Source organism: Bombella sp. ESL0385, assembly GCF_009725755.1.
Classification (GTDB): domain Bacteria; phylum Pseudomonadota; class Alphaproteobacteria; order Acetobacterales; family Acetobacteraceae; genus Bombella; species Bombella pollinis.
Genome location: NZ_WNIJ01000001.1, coordinates 828,262 through 853,047, shown reverse-complemented (window position 1 = coordinate 853,047; position 24,786 = coordinate 828,262). Strand labels below are relative to the sequence as shown.

At 53.8% G+C, this 24,786-nt stretch carries 19 protein-coding genes and 2 tRNA genes; 7 read left to right on the top strand and 14 right to left on the bottom strand.

The genetic code is table 11. From position 1 onward, the window contains the following. Positions 1 to 16: 16 nt before the first annotated feature. The 7 genes from rpsB to hpnA all read right to left on the bottom strand — a co-directional run bounded on the left by rpsB (position 17) and on the right by hpnA (position 7,758). A complete protein-coding gene (rpsB, locus tag GM557_RS03885) occupies positions 17 to 805 on the bottom strand; it encodes a 30S ribosomal protein S2 (protein ID WP_099026018.1) in 789 nt (262 codons plus the stop codon). Positions 806 to 976: 171 nt separating this feature from the next. Beyond that, complete coding sequence (locus GM557_RS03880; protein ID WP_155573029.1) at positions 977 to 1,606, bottom strand: hypothetical protein; 630 nt, start codon at positions 1,604 to 1,606, stop codon at positions 977 to 979. Beyond that, positions 1,606 to 3,561 carry a squalene--hopene cyclase gene (gene shc, locus GM557_RS03875; protein ID WP_370513421.1) on the bottom strand — a complete coding sequence of 652 codons (1,956 nt, stop codon included), beginning with the start codon at positions 3,559 to 3,561 and terminating at the stop codon, positions 1,606 to 1,608. Before shc ends, GM557_RS03880 begins: the two co-directional genes overlap by 1 nt. Positions 3,562 to 3,594: 33 nt before the next feature. Next, positions 3,595 to 4,887: a hydroxysqualene dehydroxylase HpnE gene (gene hpnE / locus GM557_RS03870; RefSeq protein WP_266137686.1), complete on the bottom strand. Its 1,293-nt coding sequence runs from the start codon at positions 4,885 to 4,887 to the stop codon at positions 3,595 to 3,597. Continuing rightward, positions 4,884 to 5,768: a presqualene diphosphate synthase HpnD gene (gene hpnD / locus GM557_RS03865; RefSeq protein ID WP_155573027.1), complete on the bottom strand. Its 885-nt coding sequence runs from the start codon at positions 5,766 to 5,768 to the stop codon at positions 4,884 to 4,886. The genes hpnE and hpnD overlap by 4 nt, the downstream gene beginning before the upstream one ends. Positions 5,769 to 5,854: 86 nt before the next feature. Beyond that, positions 5,855 to 6,724 (bottom strand): squalene synthase HpnC, encoded by an 870-nt coding sequence (gene hpnC, locus GM557_RS03860; protein WP_155573026.1) that lies wholly within the window; start codon positions 6,722 to 6,724, stop codon positions 5,855 to 5,857. A gap of 26 nt (positions 6,725 to 6,750) precedes the next feature. Beyond that, positions 6,751 to 7,758, bottom strand: coding sequence for a hopanoid-associated sugar epimerase (gene hpnA / locus GM557_RS03855; RefSeq protein ID WP_155573025.1), 1,008 nt, complete (start codon positions 7,756 to 7,758; stop codon positions 6,751 to 6,753). A gap of 148 nt (positions 7,759 to 7,906) precedes the next feature. Between hpnA and GM557_RS03850 the strand changes: the two genes are divergently transcribed. Both GM557_RS03850 and GM557_RS03845 read left to right on the top strand, forming a co-directional pair. Then, entirely contained in the window at positions 7,907 to 8,899 is a 993-nt protein-coding gene (locus tag GM557_RS03850; protein WP_155573504.1) for a lysylphosphatidylglycerol synthase domain-containing protein, read from the top strand. After that, positions 8,900 to 9,793 carry a prephenate dehydrogenase/arogenate dehydrogenase family protein gene (locus tag GM557_RS03845; RefSeq protein WP_155573024.1) on the top strand — a complete coding sequence of 298 codons (894 nt, stop codon included), beginning with the start codon at positions 8,900 to 8,902 and terminating at the stop codon, positions 9,791 to 9,793. Positions 9,794 to 9,923: 130 nt separating this feature from the next. On the opposite strand, the gene pyk is transcribed toward GM557_RS03845, so the two are convergent. The 3 genes from pyk to guaA form a co-directional block, all read right to left on the bottom strand. After that, positions 9,924 to 11,288: a pyruvate kinase gene (pyk, locus tag GM557_RS03840; RefSeq protein WP_099026025.1), complete on the bottom strand. Its 1,365-nt coding sequence runs from the start codon at positions 11,286 to 11,288 to the stop codon at positions 9,924 to 9,926. 24 nt (positions 11,289 to 11,312) lie between these two features. After that, positions 11,313 to 12,212 carry an SH3 domain-containing protein gene (locus GM557_RS03835; protein WP_196424589.1) on the bottom strand — a complete coding sequence of 300 codons (900 nt, stop codon included), beginning with the start codon at positions 12,210 to 12,212 and terminating at the stop codon, positions 11,313 to 11,315. A gap of 155 nt (positions 12,213 to 12,367) precedes the next feature. After that, positions 12,368 to 13,963 (bottom strand): glutamine-hydrolyzing GMP synthase, encoded by a 1,596-nt coding sequence (gene guaA / locus GM557_RS03830; RefSeq protein ID WP_370513420.1) that lies wholly within the window; start codon positions 13,961 to 13,963, stop codon positions 12,368 to 12,370. Here guaA and GM557_RS03825 point away from each other — a divergent pair. The 3 genes from GM557_RS03825 to GM557_RS03815 all read left to right on the top strand — a co-directional run bounded on the left by GM557_RS03825 (position 13,931) and on the right by GM557_RS03815 (position 14,745). Beyond that, complete coding sequence (locus tag GM557_RS03825; protein WP_230880633.1) at positions 13,931 to 14,470, top strand: hypothetical protein; 540 nt, start codon at positions 13,931 to 13,933, stop codon at positions 14,468 to 14,470. The two genes, guaA and GM557_RS03825, sit on opposite strands and share 33 nt — an antisense overlap. Before the next feature lie 91 nt (positions 14,471 to 14,561). After that, positions 14,562 to 14,638 (top strand) — tRNA-Arg (locus GM557_RS03820). A 30-nt stretch (positions 14,639 to 14,668) separates the two neighbouring features. Continuing rightward, positions 14,669 to 14,745 (top strand) — tRNA-Arg (locus GM557_RS03815). A gap of 6 nt (positions 14,746 to 14,751) precedes the next feature. Here GM557_RS03815 and GM557_RS03810 read toward each other — a convergent pair. After that, positions 14,752 to 15,987, bottom strand: coding sequence for a hypothetical protein (locus GM557_RS03810; protein ID WP_155573021.1), 1,236 nt, complete (start codon positions 15,985 to 15,987; stop codon positions 14,752 to 14,754). 181 nt (positions 15,988 to 16,168) lie between these two features. Here GM557_RS03810 and lysA point away from each other — a divergent pair, with 181 nt between their 5' ends. Both lysA and GM557_RS03800 read left to right on the top strand, forming a co-directional pair. After that, positions 16,169 to 17,494 carry a diaminopimelate decarboxylase gene (gene lysA / locus GM557_RS03805; protein ID WP_155573020.1) on the top strand — a complete coding sequence of 442 codons (1,326 nt, stop codon included), beginning with the start codon at positions 16,169 to 16,171 and terminating at the stop codon, positions 17,492 to 17,494. 5 nt (positions 17,495 to 17,499) lie between these two features. Continuing rightward, entirely contained in the window at positions 17,500 to 20,163 is a 2,664-nt protein-coding gene (locus GM557_RS03800; protein ID WP_196424588.1) for a DUF4175 family protein, read from the top strand. Between the two features lie 14 nt (positions 20,164 to 20,177). Here the strand turns inward: GM557_RS03800 and GM557_RS03795 are convergent, their stop codons facing one another. The 3 genes from GM557_RS03795 to GM557_RS03785 are packed head-to-tail and all read right to left on the bottom strand — an operon-like array spanning position 20,178 to position 24,589. Further along, positions 20,178 to 20,897 (bottom strand): CDP-diacylglycerol diphosphatase, encoded by a 720-nt coding sequence (locus tag GM557_RS03795; RefSeq protein WP_155573018.1) that lies wholly within the window; start codon positions 20,895 to 20,897, stop codon positions 20,178 to 20,180. A 9-nt stretch (positions 20,898 to 20,906) separates the two neighbouring features. Further along, on the bottom strand, positions 20,907 to 22,424 hold the full coding sequence (locus tag GM557_RS03790) for a Ppx/GppA family phosphatase (RefSeq protein ID WP_155573017.1): 1,518 nt from the start codon (positions 22,422 to 22,424) through the stop codon (positions 20,907 to 20,909). Between the two features lie 2 nt (positions 22,425 to 22,426). Then, positions 22,427 to 24,589 carry an RNA degradosome polyphosphate kinase gene (locus GM557_RS03785; RefSeq protein WP_370513419.1) on the bottom strand — a complete coding sequence of 721 codons (2,163 nt, stop codon included), beginning with the start codon at positions 24,587 to 24,589 and terminating at the stop codon, positions 22,427 to 22,429. Between the last annotated feature and the right edge of the window lie 197 nt (positions 24,590 to 24,786).

The following is a 24,786-nucleotide window of genomic DNA, read 5'->3' as shown; positions in this document are numbered from 1 at the left end:
GCTTACTTTATACAGCTTAGCCAGCTGTCGGAGCGGCAGCCTCGGCCTTCTCTACAGCGGCGGTCTCCTCCACTGGCAGCTCCGCAGAAGCCCCAATATCCTGGCCAGATGCTGCCAACTCGGCAGAGATACCATCCAGCACAGCACCGGAAATCAGCTCGCAATAAGTTGCAATAGCGCGGATAGCATCATCGTTACCGGGGATGGGGAAGGTCACACCCTTAGGGTCGGAGTTGCTATCCAGCACAGCGATCACGGGGATGCCCAGCTTATTGGCTTCCTCAACAGCCAGCTTCTCTTTGTTTGTATCAATCACAAACAGAAGGTCCGGCAGGCCACCCATATCCTTAATCCCACCGAGGGAGCGTTCCAGCTTCTCACGATCACGGGTGATGTCGAGGATTTCCTTCTTCGTCAGGCCCGTTGTATCGCCAGCGAGCATCTCATCAATGCCGCGCAGACGCTTAATGGAACCGGTGATGGTCTTCCAGTTCGTCAACATACCACCGAGCCAACGGTGATTCACGTAATACTGGCCGCAACGCTGTGCTGCCTCTGCCACGAGATCCGCTGCAGCGCGCTTTGTCCCCACAAACAGGACACGCCCACCAGAAGCAACCGTGTCACGCACTTGCTTCAAAGCGCGGTCTAACAGCGGTACAGTCTGCTGAAGGTCGATGATATGAACCTGATTACGCACACCGAAAAGATACGGTGCCATAGCAGGGTTCCAACGGCGGGTATGGTGACCGAAATGAACACCAGCCTCAAGCAGTTGACGCATTGTGAATTGTGGCATTGCCATCGTAAAATCTCTCTAACTCTGGTTAAACCTCCGCATAGCAACGCCCCCTTAACGGGAACACCAGGTGATTGCGGGCTATGCGTGCGAAATACACCTCCCCTTACGAAGGAAGATAGCTCTCCTATAAGCGAGGGAGGGAGAGAAAACAAGCCTCCCGCGCTGCCGCTGGGGCTAGGATGTTATTTTTTGTAAAAACCGCTCCATAACACGCCCTGCATGAGCAGCATCGCGCCCTAAACTGATAAGCGCACTAATTTGCAGCGGATGGCGTATTAGGGACCCCATTAACGCAGCAATATCAATGCGCCCCTCACGCAGCCCATCGCGCGCTGCAGGGGGAAGGTCTCGCCCCGCATCATCACACACAACACGCAGCACGGCAAAAGGCAGGCCCGCTTGTGCCACTAACCCGCTCTCCATATCCACTGTAGAACACTGGCTGCGCGTAAAGCAGGCGGCTTTTTCAGCCGCACGATCGAGCATAATCGGGCTATGATACACCCCACCGCCGATGACCGCCTGCCCCGCCCCAAAACGCGTATTTAAGGCTGGGGAGGTCGGGTATTTTTTCCCTTCAACAAAAACGTAATCGGCAAGCTGTATCGTCCCCGGCTGTAAGGTACGGTCCAACCCACCTGCACAGCCAAAGGAGAGCAGCTCCGTCACCCCGGCTTCTTTTAGGGAGGCAACCGCCCGCTTCGCCCCTGCCTCATGCGCGTGGCTAAGGGCGATTTTCGCATGAGGGAAATAGCGTTCAGCCAAACGAGCCTCTTGCGCTAATCCCACAATAATGCCGAGCATTAAAAGCCGTACTCCACCCGGCCCGAATTACTAGAGGCCAAATTGCGATAACGCGACAAAGCCATAAGCGGGAAGAATTGCTTATAACCATGATAACGCAGGTAAAAGACCTTAGGGAAGCCAACAGCATTATAGGGGGCTTCGTGCCATTCCCCTGCCTCATCTTGCGCTTGGGTAAGATAGGCCATGCCACGTTGCACAGCCTCGCTCTCCTGCCGCCCGACAGCCATGAGCCCAAGGGTAGCCCATGCTGTCTGGGTCGGTAGGCTCTCCTTATATACCCCTTGCGGAGCCCCCTCATAACTGGCGCAATCCTCACCCCAGCCGCCATCATCATTCTGCACGCTTTCCAACCACGCAACAGCGCGTTGAATCATCGGGTCATCATGGGGGACACCGGCAATATTCAAGGCACATAATACAGACCATGTCCCATAAATATAATTCGTTCCCCACCGGCCAAACCAGCTACCAGAGACTTCCTGCTCTTTGCGAATATAGTCGATCCCCTTACGGATAACGTCCTTATCCTCTGGGTGCCCCAACTGCGCTAGGAAGGAGATACACCGTGCTGAGACATCTACCGTTGGCGGGTCCAACAACGCACCATGATCTGAGAACGGGATGTGATTGAGAGCTTCGAGATCGTTATCAATATCAAATGCCCCCCAGCCGCCATTACTGCTTTGCATCCCAATAATCCATTCCCGCGCGCGCTCAATCGCAGGAGCGTTTTTCTCTGGGGCCATCCGATGCAGCAACATCCCGACAACGGCTGTATCATCAACATCAGGATAATAATCGTTTTTATATTGAAAGGCCCAGCCACCCGGGCGCAGATGCGGCGTATTAATCGCCCAGTCGCCTTTCACATCAAGAATCTGCCGTTCACGCAACCATGACGCCGCCTTCTCCAAAGCAGCCATTGTCTCGGCATTCTGTACAGCTTTGGGGCCTGTCGCGGCCTCCATCATCGCAAGACCAGAAAGCCCCGTATCCCACACAGGCGAGACACACGGCTGGCAATAAGCCTCATCGTCCTTCACAACCAGCAAATCTTGCACAGCTTGCCAAGCTTCTACAGCCCGTGGATCATCATCAGGCACGCCCATGACCCGATACATCATCACGACATTGGCCATGGAGGGGTAAATAGCCCCTAACCCACCCGCACTAAGCCGTTCTTCCACAAATTGAATAGTTGTCCGAATCGCTTTTGCATGAATAGAGCGTGGAATATGCGGCACAACGGGACGCAAAGCTTTATCCAGATAGGTAAAGAGCCGCCCCCAAATGGAGCGATAAGGCCCACGTATCCAATCCTTCACCTGTGCTGGGGGAGTTTTAAATAGCTCCTGCACATGCACACCACGCGGATTAATCGCTAATGGTTTACGCGTCACAAGAATCAAAAGCGAGGCAATGACCGTGCGGGACCAATAAGACATATTCCAAACGGAGAAGAAGGCCTTTCGCGGCAGTAACATCAGCTCTATCGGCATAACAGGGACGGCATGCCACGGCACTTCCCCATATAAAGCGAGTTGAATCCGCGTAAAAACGTTACTCCGCTCAGCCCCGCCATGTTGAAGGATGGCCGCACGCGCCCGGCGCATATGGGGGGCATTAATATCATCGCCAATCATCTTGAGGGCGAAATAGGCCTTCACGCTCGCTGAGAGGTCGAACTTCCCATCCGTATAAAGAGACCAACCCCCATGCACCCCTTGGATACGCCGGAGATACACGCCTATTTTTTGCTCAAGAGGCTCATCTATCCGGTCGAGAAAGTGCCGCAGCAAGACATATTCAGCAGGAATGGTGGCATCAGCCTCTAGCTCGAAGACCCAATGACCATCTTCCTTTTGACGTTTGCCCAAAGCGGTGTGCGAGGCCTTAACCGCTTGCTCCACCGCTGTGGCATCAATTTTATGACGGGACAACGTCGCGCTCACTGAATCTCTCCTCCACTTTCCACAATATCGGCCTTATGCCACATCACTCACGGCCGAACGAAAACCCAACGCATCCACTGCGGCAAGACCAGATTTAATAGCCCCTTCAATCGTTGAAGGCAGACCGGTATCCGTCCAATCCCCCGCAAGAGCAAGATTAGCGTATGAGGTTTTTGCCTCAGGCCGCTTCTTATCCTGTTCTGGCGTGGCTGCAAAGGTGGCCCGTTTTTCACGGATCAACCGTGCAGCGGGCATTACCTCTGGCAGAGGATGCTGTAAAGCAGGATTTAACGCTTGCCGAAGCTCCTGCCACATATGGGCTAACATCTCGTCATTCTGCCAGCTTGCATAACGGTTCGCCGCACTCACCGTGACAGACAAAACCTCATCATGCAGAAAGACCCATTCCGCCACACCGCCGACAAGCCCCATAAAGCCTGCCTCACGCAATGCTGCATGCGGTTTAAGCGGCTCTGCCAAGCGATAATGCGCATTAGCAATGCTCTCAAATGCATCAGGGCCAGTAATGGAGGGCATCAACCCCGTAGCCACAGGGGCCGGTACAGCAAGAATAACGACATCTTCAGCCCCAAGGGAAACCTCCCCGCCAGATGTCTCTAACGCCGTAATGCGCCCTCCTTCTTCCCGCAAAGCAGATACGCGCGTCCCCGTTAATATTTGAGCATGAAAGCTCTCCAGATAAGCCATAGCCGGAGTGACGAAACTTTCTGACAAACCATGCGCAGCCGTCCAAGGGCAACATGCCGCCCCTCCCTTAGCTAAGGTTTGCCGCACAATATTGCCCAGCAAGCGGGCACTTCCTTGCTCAATATCCGTATTCAACGCAGAGACCGCCAAAGGCTCCAACAGACGGCGCGACAATGCTCCTGATGAGAGACATTCCCCCACACACATATCGTCATCAGCCTTCATCAAACGCGGGAGGGCCATCAACTCCCCCCATCTCATCCCCGGCACGCGATGCTCTTTACGGAATAACCAAAAGGGAATCCGCCCCTTAGAGAGCCGCAAGACCCAAGAAAGGTCCGCCTCTAAATCATACCACGGGAAAAGCGGCCTCCCCGGCCCTTTTAACGTACCGCGCGCACCTAAAAGGTCCAGATAACGAAATGTATAGGGATTTGCTGAAAGAATAAGGTGATTGCCATTATCAATCACGCAATCCAACGCTTTATCGTGAAAGGACCGTGCCCGCCCACCACAGGCAGGGCCAGCCTCATAAAGTGTTACCTGCGCTTGGGGGGCAAGCTCCACTGCGGCAGAAAGGCCAGCAAGCCCCCCGCCGATGATGTGAACATGGCTCACAGCGAGACCCCAAAGGCCGCTAAGAGCATGGAAAGCTTCTTCCATACCGAGCAGACCCGTAAAGGCGCCTCTGGGTTACTCCAACCACGCCGCCGGAGTGCGGCTAAGGTCACGCGGTATGAAGCTGCCATAATGCGCGCTGGCCGTACCGTTGCCGCAGGACAACGGGCCATCACCGCATAAGCTTTGCGGAAATGGTCTTCCGCCCGCCCTGCGATAATCCGGCACAACCCCTCTAGCCCGACAGCATAAAGAGCCTCAGTTGGATCGGCAGGAACGCCATAACGCTGCAAAAGCTCAGTAGGGAGATAAAGCCGCCCACGGGAGGCATCCTCTGCGACATCCCGCAAAATATTGGTAAGCTGCAACGCACGCCCCAGATGATAAGCCAGCTCATCCCCCTCTGGCTCTGGCGTGCCAAATATGCGAACAGAAAGCCGCCCCACAGCCGAGGCCACACGGTCGCAATATAAATCCAGCGTGGCTTCATCAGGCGCAATAATGGGCGCGCCGCAATCCATCTTCATCCCCTCAATCACGGCGATGAAATCATCTTGCTGCAAACCGAATTGCTCAATCGCAGCATGAAGGACACGGTCCAGCGCATCTTCTGTATGGCCTTGATACAAAGCAGCGATGCGCTCTTTCCACCCCTCCAAAACGAAGGCTGGGTCATCCAGAGGGATATCACCATCGGCAATATCATCCACCAGCCGGCAGAAAGCGTAGATCGCATACATGCCATCGCGCTTTATAGGGGGTAGAATCTTCATCCCGCGCCCAAAGGATGTGCCAGAACGGTTAACGATCTCCTCCACATAATTTAGGTCCGATGGAGCGCAGGGCAAACCTTGGGACTCTTTGTGATGTGTGGAGACCATATCTTCCTCTTGCTTTTCTAACAGTAATGTAAATCTGTCTTACTCTTAAAGGCCATATCAGGCCAAGAGCTACACATTAAAAGAACTCAACGGATATACCGCATCGCCCAGCTTAATGCGCGCAGGCCATCTAGTTTGGTGAGAGCTACACGCTCTGCTATCGGGTCTTGATGGCGTAAGCGTGCGCTCAAACGGCGGCATAAAGCAACAATAACCGCAGCCTCTAAGCGCATCCGGCGATCCTTTACCAAAGCAGGCAGGCGGGCCGCTTCCTCATTTACCGCATCAACATGGGCGAGCATTTGGTCAAACACGCGCCGCACACCCGGCTTACTCCGCGCGAGAAGGAGGTCCTCTATCCCCACATTTTCTGCCGCCAACCAAGGCAAAGGCACATAACACCGATTCAGCGTTTTAAGGTCACCCTTAACATCCTGCATGTGATTGACAATTTGCAACGCCGTGCAAAGCGCATCGGAAGGGCCGAATGTCTCCTCACTCTCCTTATGCAGCATCAGCAAAAACCGCCCCACAGGATTGGCGGAATAACGGCAATAATGCAGAAGCTCCGACCAATGCTCGTAACGGGCTTTCTCAGCATCCATAATGAAAGCGGTGATTAAATCGCCCCCCACCTCCAAAGGCAGGCCATGCTCTTGCAGCACAGTGCGTAGCACAACGGCACTCCACCCATCAGCGCGCCCAGCAGGCGGACGCCGCCGCCCGTAAAGGACATCCCGCAACGCTGTCAGCCGGTCCACCTTTTGCGTGGCAGAAAGTTCGGCATTATCCACCATATCATCAGCAATACGCGCAAAACGATAATAAGCATGAACAGCCGGCCTCACGCGCGGAGCAATGAGGAATGACCCGACCGGGAAGTTCTCATCCTTCATCCCTTTTGCGGATGAAACATCATGCGCCCCCCACAGGCGTGCCTCTTCTTGCTCTTGCATATAACCCTCCCCGCCCGACTCCGTTATCATGCTGAAAACTGCCCTGATTTATGGGCTTTAAACCACGCAATCGCATCCGTAAGGGCCTGACGCGCCGCACGGGGACGGTAGCCTAGCTCGCGCTCTGCTTTCTCTGAGGAAAAGAACATCAGCTTCTTAGACATCACCAGCATCTCCCGTGTTACGCGCGGCTCTATGCCACAACTGCGCGCTAATAGCTCCGACACACAGGCAACAGGATACAACCATGATTGCTTGAGCTGGATGCGCGGGGGTTTTCTATGCACAATCTCCGCTACCATGCCAAAAAGGTCCCCCAGCATGATATTCTCCCCGCCGAGAATATATTTCTCGCCAATCGTCCCACGCTCAAAAGCAAGGACGTGGCCTTCAGCAACATCATCCACATGGACGATATTCAACCCCGTCTCCACATAAGCGGGCATACGCCCTGTAGCAGCATCAAGAATCATCTGCCCTGTTGGGGTTGGCTTAATATCGCGTGGCCCGACTGGGGTGGAGGGATTTACAATCACCGCGGGCAGCCCTTCCTCCCGCACAAGGCGTAAGACCTCTTGCTCTGCACGATATTTAGAGCGTTTATACGCCCCAACAATCTGATCCTCCGTCACAGGGGATGATTCCGTAGCCGGCACCCCATTGCGGGCCGTGGCAAGAGCTGCAACGGAGGAACAATAAACAACCCGCTTTACACCTGCTTTTTTAGCCGCGATCATTAACTGACGCGTACCCTCCACATTCGCGCGCATCATCGCATCAGGGTCAGGCACCCATAACCGATAATCCGCTGCGACATGAAAGAGATAGGATACCCCCTCCAACGCAGCCTCCATGCTCGCTTGGTCGGAAAGGTCCCCAACAGCGAACTCCACCGGTAGGTCCGCTACATTACTGCGGTCTGATGTATGGCGGACAAAAAGACGCAGCTTATGCCCGCGCTCTAGCAAAACGCGCGCCACAGCGGACCCTACAAAGCCGGTTGCACCGGTAATCAGGGTGATTTCTTCTGCCATAACCGCTCTTTCCTTCCTACCAGCATTATCTTGAGGGATATAAGCCCCCACTGCATAGCCGGTAAAGCCCCCTCTGATTGGACCTTCCTCCCAGAGTAGCCTAGAAGGGGTCAAACTGAACTGACTTGCGGCGGCCATCTTGAAGAAAATGCTCCCCTACATCCTGTCTCTGGCAGGAATTACCCTCTTTTGCATCCTCACCTTGCGGGCTGGGATACATCCGATTCTCCTAAGCCTTGCTAAAATTGGCCTCTCGGGCTTTTTTCTGCTGCTTCTCTGCCAACTCGCTGTCAATTTTCTTCTCGGCTTCGCATGGAAGAGCAGCATCCCCGATATTAGTTTTACCCGGCTAACCGCCTCACGTTTTGTACGAGATGCCGCAGCGGCCTGCTTGCCTTTCTCCCAACTCGGCGGGATGCTACTTGGCATCCGTGCCACAACCGCTGGCCATGCCCGCCATACCACCAATGAGCAGCCCATTAACTGGATGGAGGGTATTGCCGCAAATATTGTCGATATTACAACCGAAGTTTTGGGCCAGATTGTTTTTATCATCATCGCCCTCCTGTGCCTGATTGGCCAGGCCGATGCAGGGCGGTTTATGTGGCCGCTCAGTATTGGGATGGTGTTTCTCACCTGCGGGGTGGCTGGTTTTATTTGGACACAGCAACGCAGCGGGAACGCCCTGCAAGCCCTTGCACGCTTTTTTGCCAAACATATCTCCGCAGAATGGCGCGATGTCCTTGCCGATAATACTGAGAACTTCCAATCCTATATGGAAGGCTTATGGGGTAACCCGGCACGCATCGGACTAGGCGCGGGGATGCACCTTCTCTGCTGGATGGGCAGTGCTTTTATGACGTGGCTCTCCATCATTCTCCTTGGCGCGCATTGCAGCTTTCTCAATGCGTTAGCGATTGAAGGTGTTGTCTGCGGGATTATGTCTGCTGGCTTTTTCATCCCCGGCTCTTTAGGTGTGCAAGAGGCTGGTTATGTTGCTTTAGGGCATCTCTTTGGTATTAATGCCGACATCGCCATGAGCATTTCCCTACTACGCCGTGGGCGGGATATTGTCATCGGCATCCCTGTCCTACTCTTATGGCAGCTCTATGAGTTCCGGCATTTAAAGCGGCGTTCCTAAATGGCTGATACCCCCCCTCTCTTTAAGACCATAACCATCGTTGGGCCGGGATTAATTGGCTCCTCCATCCTCCGCCGTGCTCGACAAACAGGCACACTCGCCCAAAAGTTCATCGCTGCGGACTGCCAAGAGGCTGTTCTCCACCGCGTAACCGCGCTGAATATCGCTGATGAGACCACAACCGACCTCATCGCGGCAGCGGCGCAGTCTGACCTTGTAATTCTGTGCATCCCAACAGGGGCTGTTAGAGCTGTTGCCGCCACTATTCTCCCCCATATGAAGCCCGGTTCTATTCTAAGTGATGTCGCCTCTGTTCGCAGCAACTTAGGGCCAGAGATACACGCGCTCCTACCCGAGGGGGTAAGCTACGTCCCTGCCCATCCTATGGCAGGGACGGAATATTCCGGCCCAGATGCTGGCTTTGCCACCTTATTTGAGGACCGTTGGACGCTCCTCATCCCACCCCCCGGCACTGCACCGGAGGCCATCGCGCTTATGGAGGCCTTTTGGCACCGCTGTGGGGCACGCACACGGCAAATGACCGACCAATATCACGACCAAGTATGTGCCATTGTGAGCCATTTGCCGCATTTACTGGCCTTTACTATCTGCAACACAGCAGACCGGCTTTCGGCTGACCTACAAACTGATGTGTTAGAATATGCGGCCTCTGGCTTTCGGGATTTTACACGCATTGCGGCATCCGACCCGATTATGTGGCGCGATATTTTCCTGACCAATAAAGATGTCCTCCTCGCCACATTTAAGCGGTTTGAGGAAGATGCGCATCGCATGGTTAAAGCCATTCAAGAAGATGATAGCGAGGCCATAATGCAAAACCTCCAACGCGGGCGGCATATTCGGCGCGGCTTGATGCCAGAGCCCCAAAACTAACCGCCCTCACGCTATAACGACCCCATTATAAAAAAGCCCCCAGCAGAGGATGAACCCTGCCGGGGGCTTTTAGTCTCATCACCTCTGACGACTGAAACCATCAGAGGTGATGACCTGCAATCCGTAGGGATTAGACCTTAACAATACGCAGGTTCTTGGAGCTGTCGAGCAGAACAACATGCTCACCGCTCTTAGCGAACTCGCCAACAGCCTTCACATCATCCTTGCTGGAGACAACCTTCGGGAACACACCCCACACCACACAGAGACGACGTGATGTCTCCGCGTTGGTCAGAGCCACAACAGGCTCATGCGGACGCTCACGAGAGACCAGCACAGCACTACGGCCATTCTCTGTATGCACAGCCAGAGCCTCCGCACGCGCATTACGCGCTACATCAAAGGCAGACTTAGCCTGTGCCCCTTGGATGGTATGCTCAGCAACCGGGCGCATACGGTCCATACGGGCACGCCATTCTGGGTCCTGCTCCACGCGGGAGGTGACACGCACCATCGTTGCCACAGCTTCCGGCCCGAAAGAGCCAGCCGCACTCTCAGCAGAGAGCATAACAGCATCGGCACCATCATAAACGGCATTTGCAACGTCAGAGACTTCTGCGCGCGTTGCCACTGGGCTGGAGATCATGCTCTCCATCATCTGTGTTGCCACGATGACCGGGCGACCCTGACGGCGTGCCTCATTGATGGCGCGCTTCTGAATCACAGGCACATCCTCAGCAGGCAGCTCCACACCAAGGTCCCCACGAGCCACCATCAGACCATCAGAGAGACGGATGATTTCCTCAAGGCACTCAACAGCTTGTGGTTTTTCCAGCTTGGTGATGATCCAAGCGCGGCCCTTAACGATGTCACGTGCTTCTTGAATATCAGCCGGACGCTGCACGAAGGAGAGGGCAATCAAATCCACCCCGATGGAAAGGGCGAATTGAAGGTCCTTATGGTCCTTCTCTGTCAGAGCAGGGATTGGCAGAGCAACGTCAGGGACGTTCACGCCCTTACGCTCGGAAAGCTTCCCACCAACGAGGACTTCAGTCTCCAGAGAGTCTTTGTTCTTCTTGGTGACACGCAGAGCCAGCTTACCATCATCCAGCAACAGACGATGACCGACATCAATAGCAGAGATAATCTCTGGGTGCGGCAAGTTAACGCGATGAGCATCACCCGGAGCTTTATCAAGGTCTAGGTTAAACTTCTGCCCGACCTTCAGCTCAACCGGCCCGTCTTTAAACACGCCAACGCGCAATTTGGGGCCCTGGAAGTCCGCCAGAACAGCCAGAGGACGCCCCAGCTTGGCCTCAGCCTCGCGCACAGCTTTGTGGCGGGCGGCGTGCTCATCATGAGCACCGTGGGAGAAGTTCAGGCGGAAAACATTCACACCAGTCTTGGCAAGATTAAGAATCTGCTCAGCAGTCTGTGATGCCGGCCCGAGGGTCGCAACAATCCGCGTGCGGCGATGATGGATGTTGGCTGTCATAACATTCCTCGACTTTTCATTTGGTCAGTCAGGCTGAATGATTTCATCGGGTAAAAGCCCCCATAACAGGCGGCGTTCAACCCACCCGTCATAGCCCCTGACTGTAACATGACACCATGATAAACCCTGTGGACAAGCTTTAATCGTACCAACTGTACCCGGCTCTAGCAGGGCAACAATCTTCTGATCAGGCTTCTCCGAGCTCATCAGCGGGACGTCACGATTCTGACCCCGTGCTACCTCTCCCGCGGACCGATAGGTCACAATGCGCGAATCAGCATGCCCCGTGATCGAAACTTTAGACGCATCCCCATCATAGGATGAGGAGCCGGGTATAAGAAAGGAACGGCTGCTATGCAGTGTGACCTGATGCACCCATCCCTTTTGGCCATCTGAGTCTTCCACAAGACGCCAAACCCCAAACTCACGTTCAATTTTCACCGGGTACCCACGGCGATGATACACCCAATCAATCGGGTACCGCTCACCCGGGCCGCGCCGCATATACACACGGTCTGCTCGCATAGAGGCAAAGCGTGGGAGCGGCAATTTCGTCTCCGTCCCTACATTATCGGGCACGGCTGGCGGAGCAGGATGGGCAGCTTTTGCAGCACTTGCCGCCGCGGCGGCAGCGGCCGCCTTACGCTCCAACGCACGATTACGCGCAGCCCCTCCCCCATGCTTGGCCGCATGAGGCGAGCCTTTCCCAGCTCCGGCTTTTGCTTTCGCAGCTTTCGCCTCCTTTGCATGAGCCTGCGCCCCTGCATGATGTTTGCCATGGTGATGAACGCGATGGTTTTTTTGAGACTCGTCTTGCTCCTGACCCACCCCATAAGCAGGCCCCCCGAGCGACAAGGCCATCACCGCAAAGGGCACAACCCCTTGCTTAAATAACCTGTGGGAAAAAGGAACAAACACTCTCATCCCCTTATCCCTGCCAAGGGATGAGCATTTGGGCAAGCCGTATTCACCCTCATTCCCCCAAAAAATGCCCCTATAAGGAGCAACCCTGCCCTGCCAGAAAAGCGGGGCAGGGTTGGAAGACATAAAACACCCCTCTGCACGGCGCTATGCCTTGCTCACTCCCACTCGATCGTACCCGGGGGTTTGGAGGTGATGTCGTAAGTTACGCGGTTAATACCGCGGACTTCGTTCACGATGCGCCCTGCAACCCGGTTGAGGAACTCGAAGCTAAAGGGATAGACCTCCGCCGTCATGCCATCCGTGCTAGTGACGGCACGCAAGGCGCACGCTTGGTCATAAGTGCGGTCATCACCCATCACACCGACTGTACGCACAGGCAGCAGGACAGCAAAAGCCTGCCAAATCTCGTCATACAAGCCAGCCTTACGGATTTCCTCCAGATAGATGCTATCTACCTTACGTAGAAGGTCCAGCTTCTCCCGCGTGATATCCCCGGGGATGCGAATAGCCAGCCCCGGCCCGGGGAAGGGATGCCGCCCCACAATATGCTCTGGCACGCCAATCTCACGGCCTAAAGCACGCACCTCATCCTTAAAGAGTTCACGCAGCGGCTCAACCAACTCCATATTCATCCGCTCTGGCAAGCCACCCACATTATGATGGGACTTAATCGTCACAGACGGCCCACCATTAAAGCTGACACTCTCAATCACATCCGGGTACAATGTCCCTTGCGCGAGGAATTGTGCGCCCCCTAGCTTCGCTGCCTCTTGCTCAAACACCTCAATGAACAAGCGGCCAATGGTCTTGCGCTTTACCTCCGGGTCCGTAACCCCTGCCAGCTCACCAAGGAACAGGTCGGAAGCATCCCGATGAACGAGCTGAATGTTAAAGCGATCCCGAAAGGTCTTTACCACCTCATCCGCTTCCCCAGCCCGTAAAATACCGGGATCCACGAAGATGCAGGTTAGCTGATCGCCAATCGCATCATGAATCAACTTCGCCGCAACAGAGCTATCCACCCCACCAGATAGGCCACAAATCACCTTGCCATCACCCACCTGCTTGCGGATGCGGGCAATCTCTAGGTCACGGAAGCCCGCCATTGTCCATGTGCCAGAACAGCCCGCCACATCATGCGTAAAGTTGCGAATCAACTCTGCCCCGTGGGGGGTATGAACAACCTCCGGGTGGAATTGCACGCCATAAATTCGCCGCTCCTCATTAGCGATGATGGCAAATGGCGCACCTTCGGAATAAGCAACGGCCTTAAACCCAGGTGGGAGAGCCGTAACGCGGTCCCCATGGCTCATCCATACTTGCTCACGCCCACCTTGTGCCCACAGGCCATGAAAGAGCGCACATTCCTCCGCGACATCAATATAAGCACGGCCAAACTCGCGATGATCATGCGTCTCCACACGCCCGCCAAGTGTGTGGCACAATACTTGCTGGCCGTAGCAGATTCCTAAAATAGGGCGGCCAAGCTCCAACACACCTTCTGGTAGGGTTGGTGCATTATCATCATGCACACTAGCGGGACTACCAGAGAGGATAATCCCACGCGGGTTAAAAGCGCGAATCTTCTCCAATGTGGAGGTAAAAGGCCATATCTCACAATAAACGCCGCTTTCCCGCACACGCCGAGCGATGAGCTGGGTCACTTGGCTACCGAAATCCAAAATCAGGATACAGTCCTCATGAAGGGTTTCATCAAGATGTTGAAGAGTCTCTGCGCTTTTCTGCGTCACGGTCCGGCCTCGCCTTCTGGATATGGCACAATAGTCATTTCGTGCTATCTCTATAAGACGACAGGCCGCCAAGGTCATCCTTATTTTCCTGCGGCTTTACCCTCAAAACATATTTATCAGAGCTTGCCTATGCGTCTTACTCCTCTCCCCTGTCTCTTTGGCCTTCTTCTCCTTGGGGCTTGCTCCTCCCTACCCGACCCCGCGCACGACCCATACGGTACATGGGTCGGCAAGCTTGTAAGAGATGAGGGAGTCTGCCCTACAAAGAATATGTCCTCTCTGCGTATTCGCGGGAAGGATATTGTTTTTAACCCCGGTATGACTTCTGCTGCCCTGCACGGCACCTACCAGCCGGGCCAGCAAAGCTATCATGCTGAGCAAGTGGATGAAGGGATGAATCACACTCCCTACCGGCAGGTTTTTGAGGGCTATCCCGTAGGCACAGCCATCGGCGGGAACTTTACAACCCCCCGCTGCCATGCCCACATCACCCTGACGCGCCGCTAAGGCGGCCCCCTCCCTGCTGAAAATCTATAAAAAGCCTTTCAGCAGGGTTGCACCTTTTGAGAAGACCAGATAAAAGCCTCCTCAACACGATGCACCCGTAGCTCAATTGGATAGAGCACCAGACTACGAATCTGGGGGTTGGAGGTTCGAGTCCTCCCGGGTGCACCATGTGGGTTATAGCCTAGCCTTTTAGGCCCTGCACCCGTAGCTCAATTGGATAGAGCACCAGACTACGAATCTGGGGGTTGGAGGTTCGAGTCCTCCCGGGTGCACCAATCTCCTCATGCAGTATCGTACAGCTTGCTGATTTCATCAGCTTTCACAGCGTCTTCTTGCGGGAAGAAGCTGAGGTGACTGACCATAAAATCCGAGAAAATCGCCACCTTTTTACCAAGAAACCGTGGCAGAACAACGCTTAGCATATGCTCATCATCATCTTGCGGCGTTATTTGCATATAACGCAACATCTCCCCCCGCCAACCGATGAAATTGATGGAAAGACGCGCCTCCACATCCATCAACGCTTCCCCTAACGGGAAGGCAGGCTTGCCTTGCGTTACAAAATAACGATGTACGTCATAAGCTTTTTGCCCATCTTGCCATAAGCTCCCTCCAAAACCCCCTTCAGGATGTTCAAAAGCCCCAAGAGCCTGCGGCAAATGCCCAGCTTGTTGCTGAAGATAAGCACAGACACCATTATTCACGACATTAGCCGAGATGAGAAACTTATCGGTTCGTTCTTCAATACAGCGTATAAAGTCAGCAATGCGATCTTCTTGCAGGTAAATAATATCATCATCACATTTTAAGAAGATGGCCTCTTTATACGCCTCATAACGCTCCACATAATATTGATAAGCCTGCCAATAAGGCTTCTGGCATCCCCTATCCCCAATAAAACGCCGAATCGGCCCTGTAACCTCTGGCAGCTCTACCGAACTCCCAAACCCACCACGGATGAAAACCTCTACCTCACCAATATCGCCCCGCAAGGGGACCTCTGGGAATTGGTAAGCAGAGACGCCAAGCTGCAACACCCCTTCATCACTCAAGTGAATTCGCAGCTTATCTTTAAGATGCCCACATAAAACAGACGGCGTACTGGCTTGATGCAAACATTGCCCTGCCTGCCGCTCATACGTTGAAAAAGCAGCCCCCTCTAACTGCCGAATCATCGAGCCACGATTCTGCCACCCCCCAATCACATATTCCAAAAATTGATCATGACCGGCTGGTTTAATGGCGACATGCACATCTGATGCCGCCATGAATGCCACATCACGCCCTGCACCACGCTCTATCATCCCAACAGAATGATACCCCGCCTCTGGCCTTAAAAAACATGCAGGACCATAATGTGATGAAATATAAGCACGGTCTTTTTCTGTTCTTGTAAAATCCCATACATGCCATTCATCCAAAAACCCGGCATCTAATAAGGACGAAATATGCTTTCTTAAAAGACCCATCCGGTCTTCACGCCCTGCAAATGTGACAAGTATCTTTCTTTTCGTCATAATGTTTTAATAATCTCCTTTTTATAAGAAAAATCTCCCTCTATAAGCCGGGATTATAACATTCTTTATTAAATAAAGGATTTCAGAAGCCCATCATTCTTGCTGCTGGCTGAGCCAAAGTGAATGCTTTCTCTAAAGAGACATCTTCCCATTTACGCTACTGGTCTGTAATCATGCAGGCATGACTTCCGCAGCTTCAGACCCGACCTTCCATCGCCTCCTCGCGACTCATCCCAGCCTGCATTATGACAACAAGCAGGGTTTAATGATGGATGGAACAGCCCTAGCCCCCCTTGCTGAGCGTTATGGTACGCCAAGCTGGGTTATCAGTGCCGACACATTGCGCCAACGTGCACATAACATGCAGGCCGCTTTTAAAGAGCGCGGCCTATCTATGGGCTATCATTTCGCCGTAAAAGCGCAGGATCATCAAGCCTGCTTAAACGTCCTCGCACAATGTGGCTTTGGCGCGGATGTTGTCAGCGGGGGGGAGCTAAAGCGCGCCCTTACAGCGGGGATGGAAGCGCGCCATATCGTCTTTTCGGGAATCGGTAAAACTGATAACGAATTGACCTATGCCATCCAGCAAAACATAGGCCAAATCAATATCGAAAGTATTGAAGAACTAACCCGCATCAACCACCTTGCCGAGCCCCTTCAACAACGTGTGCGCGTTGCCTTCCGCGTTAATCCCGATATTGATGCCCAAACCCATAGTAAAATCACAACCGGACGCGCTGAAGATAAGTTTGGCATCGCTTATAACCTCATCCCTGCCTTATATCGCCGCACACAGCAGGAGATGAAGGGGGTGGAGCTTGTCGGTCTAGCGGTCCATCTCGGTAGCCAAATGCTGGCGGAAGCCCCCTTCCGCAAAGGGTATGAACGCATTGCGGAGCTCGTTAAGACCCTCCGCGCAGATGGCTTATCTGTCACCGATATTGATTGCGGCGGCGGGCTTGGCATCGCCTATCGTGGTGAGGACGCCCCCCCGCCTGCGCTCTGGGCTAAGGTCATTGCCGAGACATTGGGGGGATTGGACGTTCACCTTCATATCGAACCGGGCCGTTGGCTCGCAGCCCCGGCGGGGGTGCTGCTTGCGCGCGTTATTAATGTTAAAGAGGCAGCGCGCCGTTTTGTTATCATTGATGCCGGGATGAATGACCTTGTTCGCCCCGCTATGTATGATTCATGGCATGGTATCTTACCCTTACACGCCCCACCTACAGACACGCTTGAAGAACGCGTTGATGTTGTTGGCCCGATTTGTGAAAGCAGCGATATTTTCGCCCGTCAACGTACCTTACCACCTCTTAAAAAAGGCGACCTTATTGCCCTTTTAGATGCAGGGGCTTATGGCACAGTGATGAGCTCGACCTATAATTCTCGTCCTTTTGCAGCACAAATCATGATTAGTAATGGCCAAGAGGCCGTCATCCGTAAACGCCAAACGCTTGATGAGCTTCTCGCACAAGACGTTGTCCCTAGCTGGTTAGCCCGCCCCTAACGCTCGTGAAGGCCCAACTCCTCCCCCCCCAATTTGCGCGCCTCAAGCGGAAAGCCGCCCGCCGGTTGCAGGTGGAGCGTGTGTGGCACTATCTGCGCTGGCTTGTGCTGCTTATCGGGCTATGGGGGTGTGCTGCCTGCCTCCACCTTCCGCAATCTCTGCCGGATTATCTTCATTTTGTGCTGGAGCTTGCTCTTTTTGGAAGTGTTATCGGCTGGGCAAGCTACGCGCTATATCATAGCCCACCCCCCTCACTAGAGGATATTGATCAATGCATAGCCCGCGATGGAGGGTTAAACTTCCGTCCGCTTGAGGCTCTTACAGACCGTCCCGCTTTAATAAAAACAGCCTCTCAAGAGCAAAAACATCAAGCTGGACAGCTTTGGGCCCTCCATCACCAGCAGCTTTTGGACTCACTGAGAACGCTGCGCCTACGCCCCCCTCGTTTCTTCCATCATTGGGCAGAGCGGTTAACCGCGCTCTGTCTTCTCATCGGCCTTATTAGCCTCGCAAGCGTAGCGGGGCCGCACCTTGGCTTACGCCTAAAAGCGGGTTTCCTCCCCGGTCATGATGACGATTCCGTCCCGCTCCCTACGCTTCAAGGATGGGTCAACCTGCCACATTACGCACCGGGGGCTCCTCTCTTCCTAACCCCTCATATGCCCCCTCTCACCTTACCAGAAGGCGCGGTAGTGCATATCCTCGTAGGGGGGGCTACAACTAGGCCTTCTTTGCGGGGGCAGAAACATATTCACTATAATCATCTCCCTACAGGGGAATGGCAAATAGAAACGGCCCTCATTAAAAGCCACACCCTCACTTTATCCTATCGTGGCCGGGTCATGGGCCATTGGTCTGTGCAAATTAGTCATGATACCCCCCCTGATATCCGTTGGGATGGCAAAGCTGGCCCCAAAACAAGTGATGACTGGCATACTCATATTCCATGGTCTGTTGCCCAGCCTCATGGCGTTACAGCATTGGAGGTACGGTTCTACCCCATCATTCCCCCCTCTCATACGCCGAATAAAGCGCACGAAATACGCAGCCCCCTTCCCTTAAAACCACATACACGCAAAGCACATGAGACCACATCGCTGGACCTCTCAGACAACCCCTTTGCAGGGCTAAAGGTCGTAGGCCGCCTCTGCGCAACAAGTAGCTCCAACAAACAAGCTTGCTCCCCACCACAAACATTCCGGCTTGGCCATCGCCCGTTTCATAATCCCGTCAGCCGTGCTTTGCTCGCTCTACGGCTCCGCCTTGCGAGTGGGCAGGATGACCCTACCCAAACAGCCCATGCACTGGGCCTTCTTACCTCGCTCTCTTTACCCTCTGATGTCGCTTTGCCTCTTATTTGGCTCCGTCAACGCATCATAGCGGGCCTTCCAAGCGAACATATTAACGAGCAACTATGGTTCAACGCTCTTTATGAAGAAGACCGCGAACAAACCGGCGAGGTCATTGCCGCGTCTATGCTCCATGTTCGTGCTCTACAAAATGCCGTGCGGTTGCATTTACTGGCGTTAGCCCAACAACCAAGCCCTCCACCGCCTCATGAACAAGACGCTCTGCATGATGAATTGAATCGTCTCAAAGAGGCCTTGGGGCAACACCTCGCCTTCATCTTCCAAAAAGCGAATCGTAATGGGTTGGTCATGCCTATGCCGGATGGCAAAGGGATGCCCTGGGTACGCCTTGCCGAGCATGTGCAGGCTGAAGCCCTAGCAGGCCATATTCCACAAGCCCTAGAGCATCTTAAAGCCATGCTGGAACCTGCCGAGCAAATGCGCCAAGCAACCTTGCCAGATATGCAAGCACTAGCTGCCTCCATGCAGGCACAAGCTGAAGCACGCAACCAGCGCATGGCCCTGCGCGAGCTTATCCGCCAAGAGACAGAGCTACTCAATCATGCTCAAAAACGCCTCGCTGCGGAGCAACCCACCTCCTCGGTTATGGAATCGCATAAGGATGTTTCCCAAATGTCCACGGCGGAGTTGCTCAGCCAATTAGGCATGGCCTCGCATGAGGGCACTGGCCCCGCCACCACTCCGCTAGACCCTACGGCCCTTCTCAGCCATGCAGAAGGTCGCCAACAAGACCATGCCACGCAATATGCCCTCCGCCACCTTACCCATATCTTAAATAAACGCGGTGAAGCCTTAACAAAAAAGAAAATGCCTAATCTCGTAAAAGCCGAAGCGGATATGGGGCCTGTTCTGCATAATCTGGCTAACCGAGAGGATGAGGTCAGTGTGCGCACCATCCAAACTGTTTTGGAGGACCTCTCCCAAGCGCGCCATGATATGAAGAAAAATCAAGCCGCAGCACAGCAGACGAGTAAAGGCCATCTTGGCTTCATCCCACCACCTTCTGCCTCCTCAACAGAAGACCCCAATGGCAGTGCTGGTGTCTCCCCAGAGGATGACCCTAATGGTGGCCAGGATAATGACGAACCAGAAGACGAGAAACAACCTAAAAACCAAGACCCGCTAGGCCGGAAGATGGATGATAGCTCGGATTCTGATGCCCATATCCCCGACCATGATACAAACCGCGCCCATGATATTGAGCGCGAACTCCAACGCCGGGCCTCAGACCGCACACGCCCGCAAAGCGAGCTTGATTACCTCAACCGTTTGCTCGCCCCACTGCGCCAATCCCATTAGCGGGCATCGTGCAATTATGGCGTACAGTGATGATCCTGTAGCTCCTCCGCATATCCCCACACCATCCCAGCAGCACGGCTACGCAGCAGAATAAAGCCCTCTTGCACGGCGATTACAGCCAAGCCGTACCGACCACGCTCCGTCTCATCCGCCCCTTGAGGAAAGATGGACTCAATGCGCCATAAAGGTAAGGAACGTGCAGGAATGCGCCACCAATGATACATATGCCCTAATAAACGCAGCTCCCCCGCCGATTGTTCCTGCGGTAAATGCGTTACTTGTTGCCATACATCCTTACGCACGCAATCTATATGAATATGAAGCTGTTCTTGGCTACGCGCCCTGCGGGAATTGATGGCCAAAGAGAGGCGAGTATCCGCTATTGGCCAGCCATAGGCTTGTGCAACAAGCTGACGATACCCCCACGCTTGCGCTAAATAAGGCGGGCTATCACTCCGCAAAAGATATGCTGATTCAATACCGCGCAAAGGTTGAGTCGGGATAAGCAAATACTGCCCTCTCCCCTCACGCGCTTTAAGAATGGCATAGCCATCCTTCGCCTTATATACGGCACAAGGGTTGTGATCAGAATCCACCCCACAATGACGCACGATACGCCACAAAGCGTTGCTCTGATAAGACCAATAAAAAAGATATAACACCGCTAAAAGCACCAAAGCCGCGGCCCCGCCAATAAGGCAGACCACGGCTTTGCGGGATATGACCATCCTCATAAAAGCAAGCTATTGTAAATCAGCCTCTAACCCCAGAGACTCAGCTAAACGATTGAGTTGGCGTGAAACAGCATTCCCACCAGAGCGCAAACGCCCTCCATGTAAGCTAAGAACCAACTGGTCCTCATCTTTAATGGTAAGATGCGTCCCCTCTAGTAAAGTCTCCGTCCCGGCAGAAAGCACATAAACGAGGCGGAAGGCCTGCCCTAGCTGGATTGCCGCCTCATAATAATCCTTACTCAGCAACCGGCGCGAAGGCTCCAAAACCGAGCTATCACGATCGATATCGTATCGCCCTGCCAAAACAAGCGCGAGAAAGGCCCGCGATTCATGCGAGAAGCCAACACCATGACAATATAAAATACGCCGATATGTCTGCTCAGCCCGATATTGCGGATGATCATAAGAGCCAACATCGGAGACCATACAGGCTAGGCGGAATTGCAAAGCAAGGAATGAATCCTTCTTCCAGCCCAATCGCTCCAAAAAGACAGAGGTCAGCCACATATATAAAGGTTCAGCAAAAGAGGGATTACGCCCCAACCGCCCTTCCATCTCCTGAACCAGAGCTTGCATCGGCTCCTCATCGGCTACGCGCGCGGCAACCTCACGCATATACCAACCCTCACGCAGCCCCTCTGCACTAAAGATGACCTCTGGAGCCTCAGTCCTATCAAGCAATGCTAGGAGAACCTGTGCCGCAAAGGGGGCATCAATCATCCGCTTGCGGGGGACATTCCCCACCTTTTCCATCTGCTTGCGGCTCGCCCCTACGACCCACTCCGCCATCTCCACCGCCTCTTGCCGGTTAAGACGGAATAGGTGAACCATATTCAACGGATAATCTGTCCGCGCCATATGTAAGCGGGCCAAAGCACGAAACGCCCCACCTACCAGATAAAGTGGCTTCCCTTTTGCATCCTCTAACCATGCTACATCAGCAAGGGTCTTCCGCGCGATTTTACTAGCTGCTTCCACATCATCATCTGAGCGTTCCCGCAGGCGAATCACACCCAGAGGCGTTGTCCCAGCATCAAAATACGCACTATCCCGCACACGAATCAGCTCTAGCGAGCCACCGCCAATATCTGCCACCACGCCATCAGCATCAGGAAGGGCACATAACACGCCCGTAGCGGAGTAGTCGGCTTCCTCCTCCCCGTTTAGAACACGAAAACGTGCCTCAGGCATCCGTAATTGAGCTGCTCTTACAAACTCCGCTCCGTTACGAGCATCCCGCACCGCAGCCGTTGCCAGAACATCAAAGGGCTTAACCCCCATTGCCTGACCAATCGCCTGATAGCGCGACAGCACTTCCAGCGCGCGCTCGATGCCTTCCTCGCTCAACAGGCCCGTTGCCTCTAACCCAGCACCGAGCCTGAGCGTTGCCTTCTCGTTGAAGATGGGGACGGGATTGCGCGCAACCCCTTCATACACCACCATCCGCACCGAGTTAGACCCAAGGTCCACAATCGCCGCCCGGCGGGACTGACGAGCAGCCCCCCCTTGCGCTGTGCTTTCTACCATCCTTACGACTCCTGTACGGCTACCCCGGTACGAGACTCGGACCCTACGGGGGCAATCTCCTCCCCATATGCAGGAGATGGATGCGCCATGAAATAGTCATGAGCAGAAAGTGGCTCATTTCCCGGTGCCATGCGCTCCCACTTCCCATTTGGCAGCAACTTCCAACTCCGCAGCGTATCCCGCATATTCACAACCATAATCTGGTTTAGAATATGCGCATGAGCGGCAGGGTCAGTAATGGGAACCATCGCCTCAATCCGCCGGTCCATATTACGCTTCATCCAATCTGCCGAGGAGATATACAGCTTAGCATATGGCGAAGGAAGCCCTTCCCCATTACCAAAGGCAAAGACACGCGCATGTTCTAAATAACGCCCAACGATGGAATGTATCTCAATATTCTCAGAGAGACCCTTCACGCCCGGACGCAGGCAGCAAATCCCCCGCACCACAGCTTTAACAGACACACCCGCCTGTGAGGCATCATAGAGCAGCTCAATCAACTGAGGGTCGACAAGGCTGTTCATCTTCAACCAAATCTGCGCTGGCCGACCAGCACGGGCGTGAGCTATCTCCGCCTGCACTAATTCCACCAAAGTAGAACGGATTGTCAGCGGGGAGCAGCACAGAGCTTGCAAATGCGGCTTCGCACAGCCTGTTGCGTAGTTAAAGAGGCGTGCTGCGTCCTCCACTAACACAGGGTCACAGGTGAAGAAGGAGATGTCTGTATAGATCTTCGCCGTGCTAGGATGATAGTTCCCCGTCCCAAAATGAGCGTAAGATTGCAGACGCTCACCCTCGCGCCGGACGACAAGAATCATCTTTGCATGGGTCTTATAAGCTGCCAGCCCGTAAACAACCTGTACACCCCGCGCCTCCAGCGCACGAGCAAGGTTGATATTGGCCTCCTCATCAAAACGTGCCCGCAACTCCACCACAGCGGTGACGGATTTACCGGCCTCCACAGCGGCAATTAACGCATGGACAATCGGGCTATCATGCGATGTCCGATAAATGGATTGTTTGATGGAAAGAACATTCGGGTCCTGCGCGGCCTGTTGGAGGAAATGGACCACGACATCGTAGCTCTCATAAGGATGCTGAACTACCAAGTCTTTCTCTTTAATGGCGGCAAAGCAATCGCCATCATGGTCCAATACACGTTGAGGCATAGCCGCATGGAAGGGGGAGAAAAGCAGCTCTGGCCTATCGGAGACGATAAGTTGCTTTACATCACCCATACCGGCCATCTTCGGCAGCAAAACAACCTCATCACGCTCTAGGCCCAACTTACGGACCAAGTGCTTCGGGATTGTTCCCTCTACCTCTAAATGAATACATACACCATGGCGGCGGTCTTGCACGGCTTTCTCAAACGTATTGAGCAAGTCCTCTGCTTTTTCCTCCAAGTCAACATCCAAGTTCCGCACAATACGCATCATGCCTGTTGGTACGCCGTGCAGCCCGGGGAAAAGACGTTTTGTGTAATGCGCAATAAGATATTCCAGCGCAATGAAGCGAATCTGCCCATTTTTATCTGGCAGGCGAATAAAACGTGGAATCTGCGGTGGCATAACAACAAGGCCATCAGCCTTATGCTTATGCGTATCAACATCCCGCAAACGCAACACCAAGGCTTGCCCCCCACTGGGGATGAAAGGCATGGGATGGGTAGGGTTCAAGTCCACCGGAGTAAGAACAGGGAAGACTTGCTCCTCAAAATACTTATCCAGCCACCCTTTATCACTATGGTGAAGCTTATCGACCGACTCGATAACAATCCCAGTTTTTGCCAATTCAGCACGGACACTGTGCCAAATGCGCTGCTGCTCCTGCTGCATACGCCATGCTTGATGCCGTACAGTCTCTAGCTGTTGAGTGGGGGTTAAGCCATCAACGCTCTTCTTCCCCTCACCAGCGCGAACTTGATCGACCAACCCAGCAACACGGACGGCATAAAACTCGTCCATATTCCCCGCACTAATGGAGAGGAAGCGCACCCGCTCCAACAGAGGGTTGGTTGAGTCTTCTGCTTCTTCCAGAACGCGCTGGTTGAAGGCCAACCATGATAATTCCCTATTGATGAAATCAAGATGGTGATAGCTACGTTGGCTCTTAGCTTCCCCATGCTCCCCATGATGTGCAGAATCGGTTCTGTCAGTCACGTCAGTTCTCCTCCAAGCTTCTGCCAGCATCCCAATGGGGACACCCGAATGTGAACATCATTACAACAACCATTCTTTCATCATGGCAATCCTTCCATGCTATTTTATTTATTCGCCTGAGCGGTAAATACACTATCGCAACAAAATAGGACGCATTACTATGAAGCTTCTATGACAATCCCCTTTAATCTAGCAGG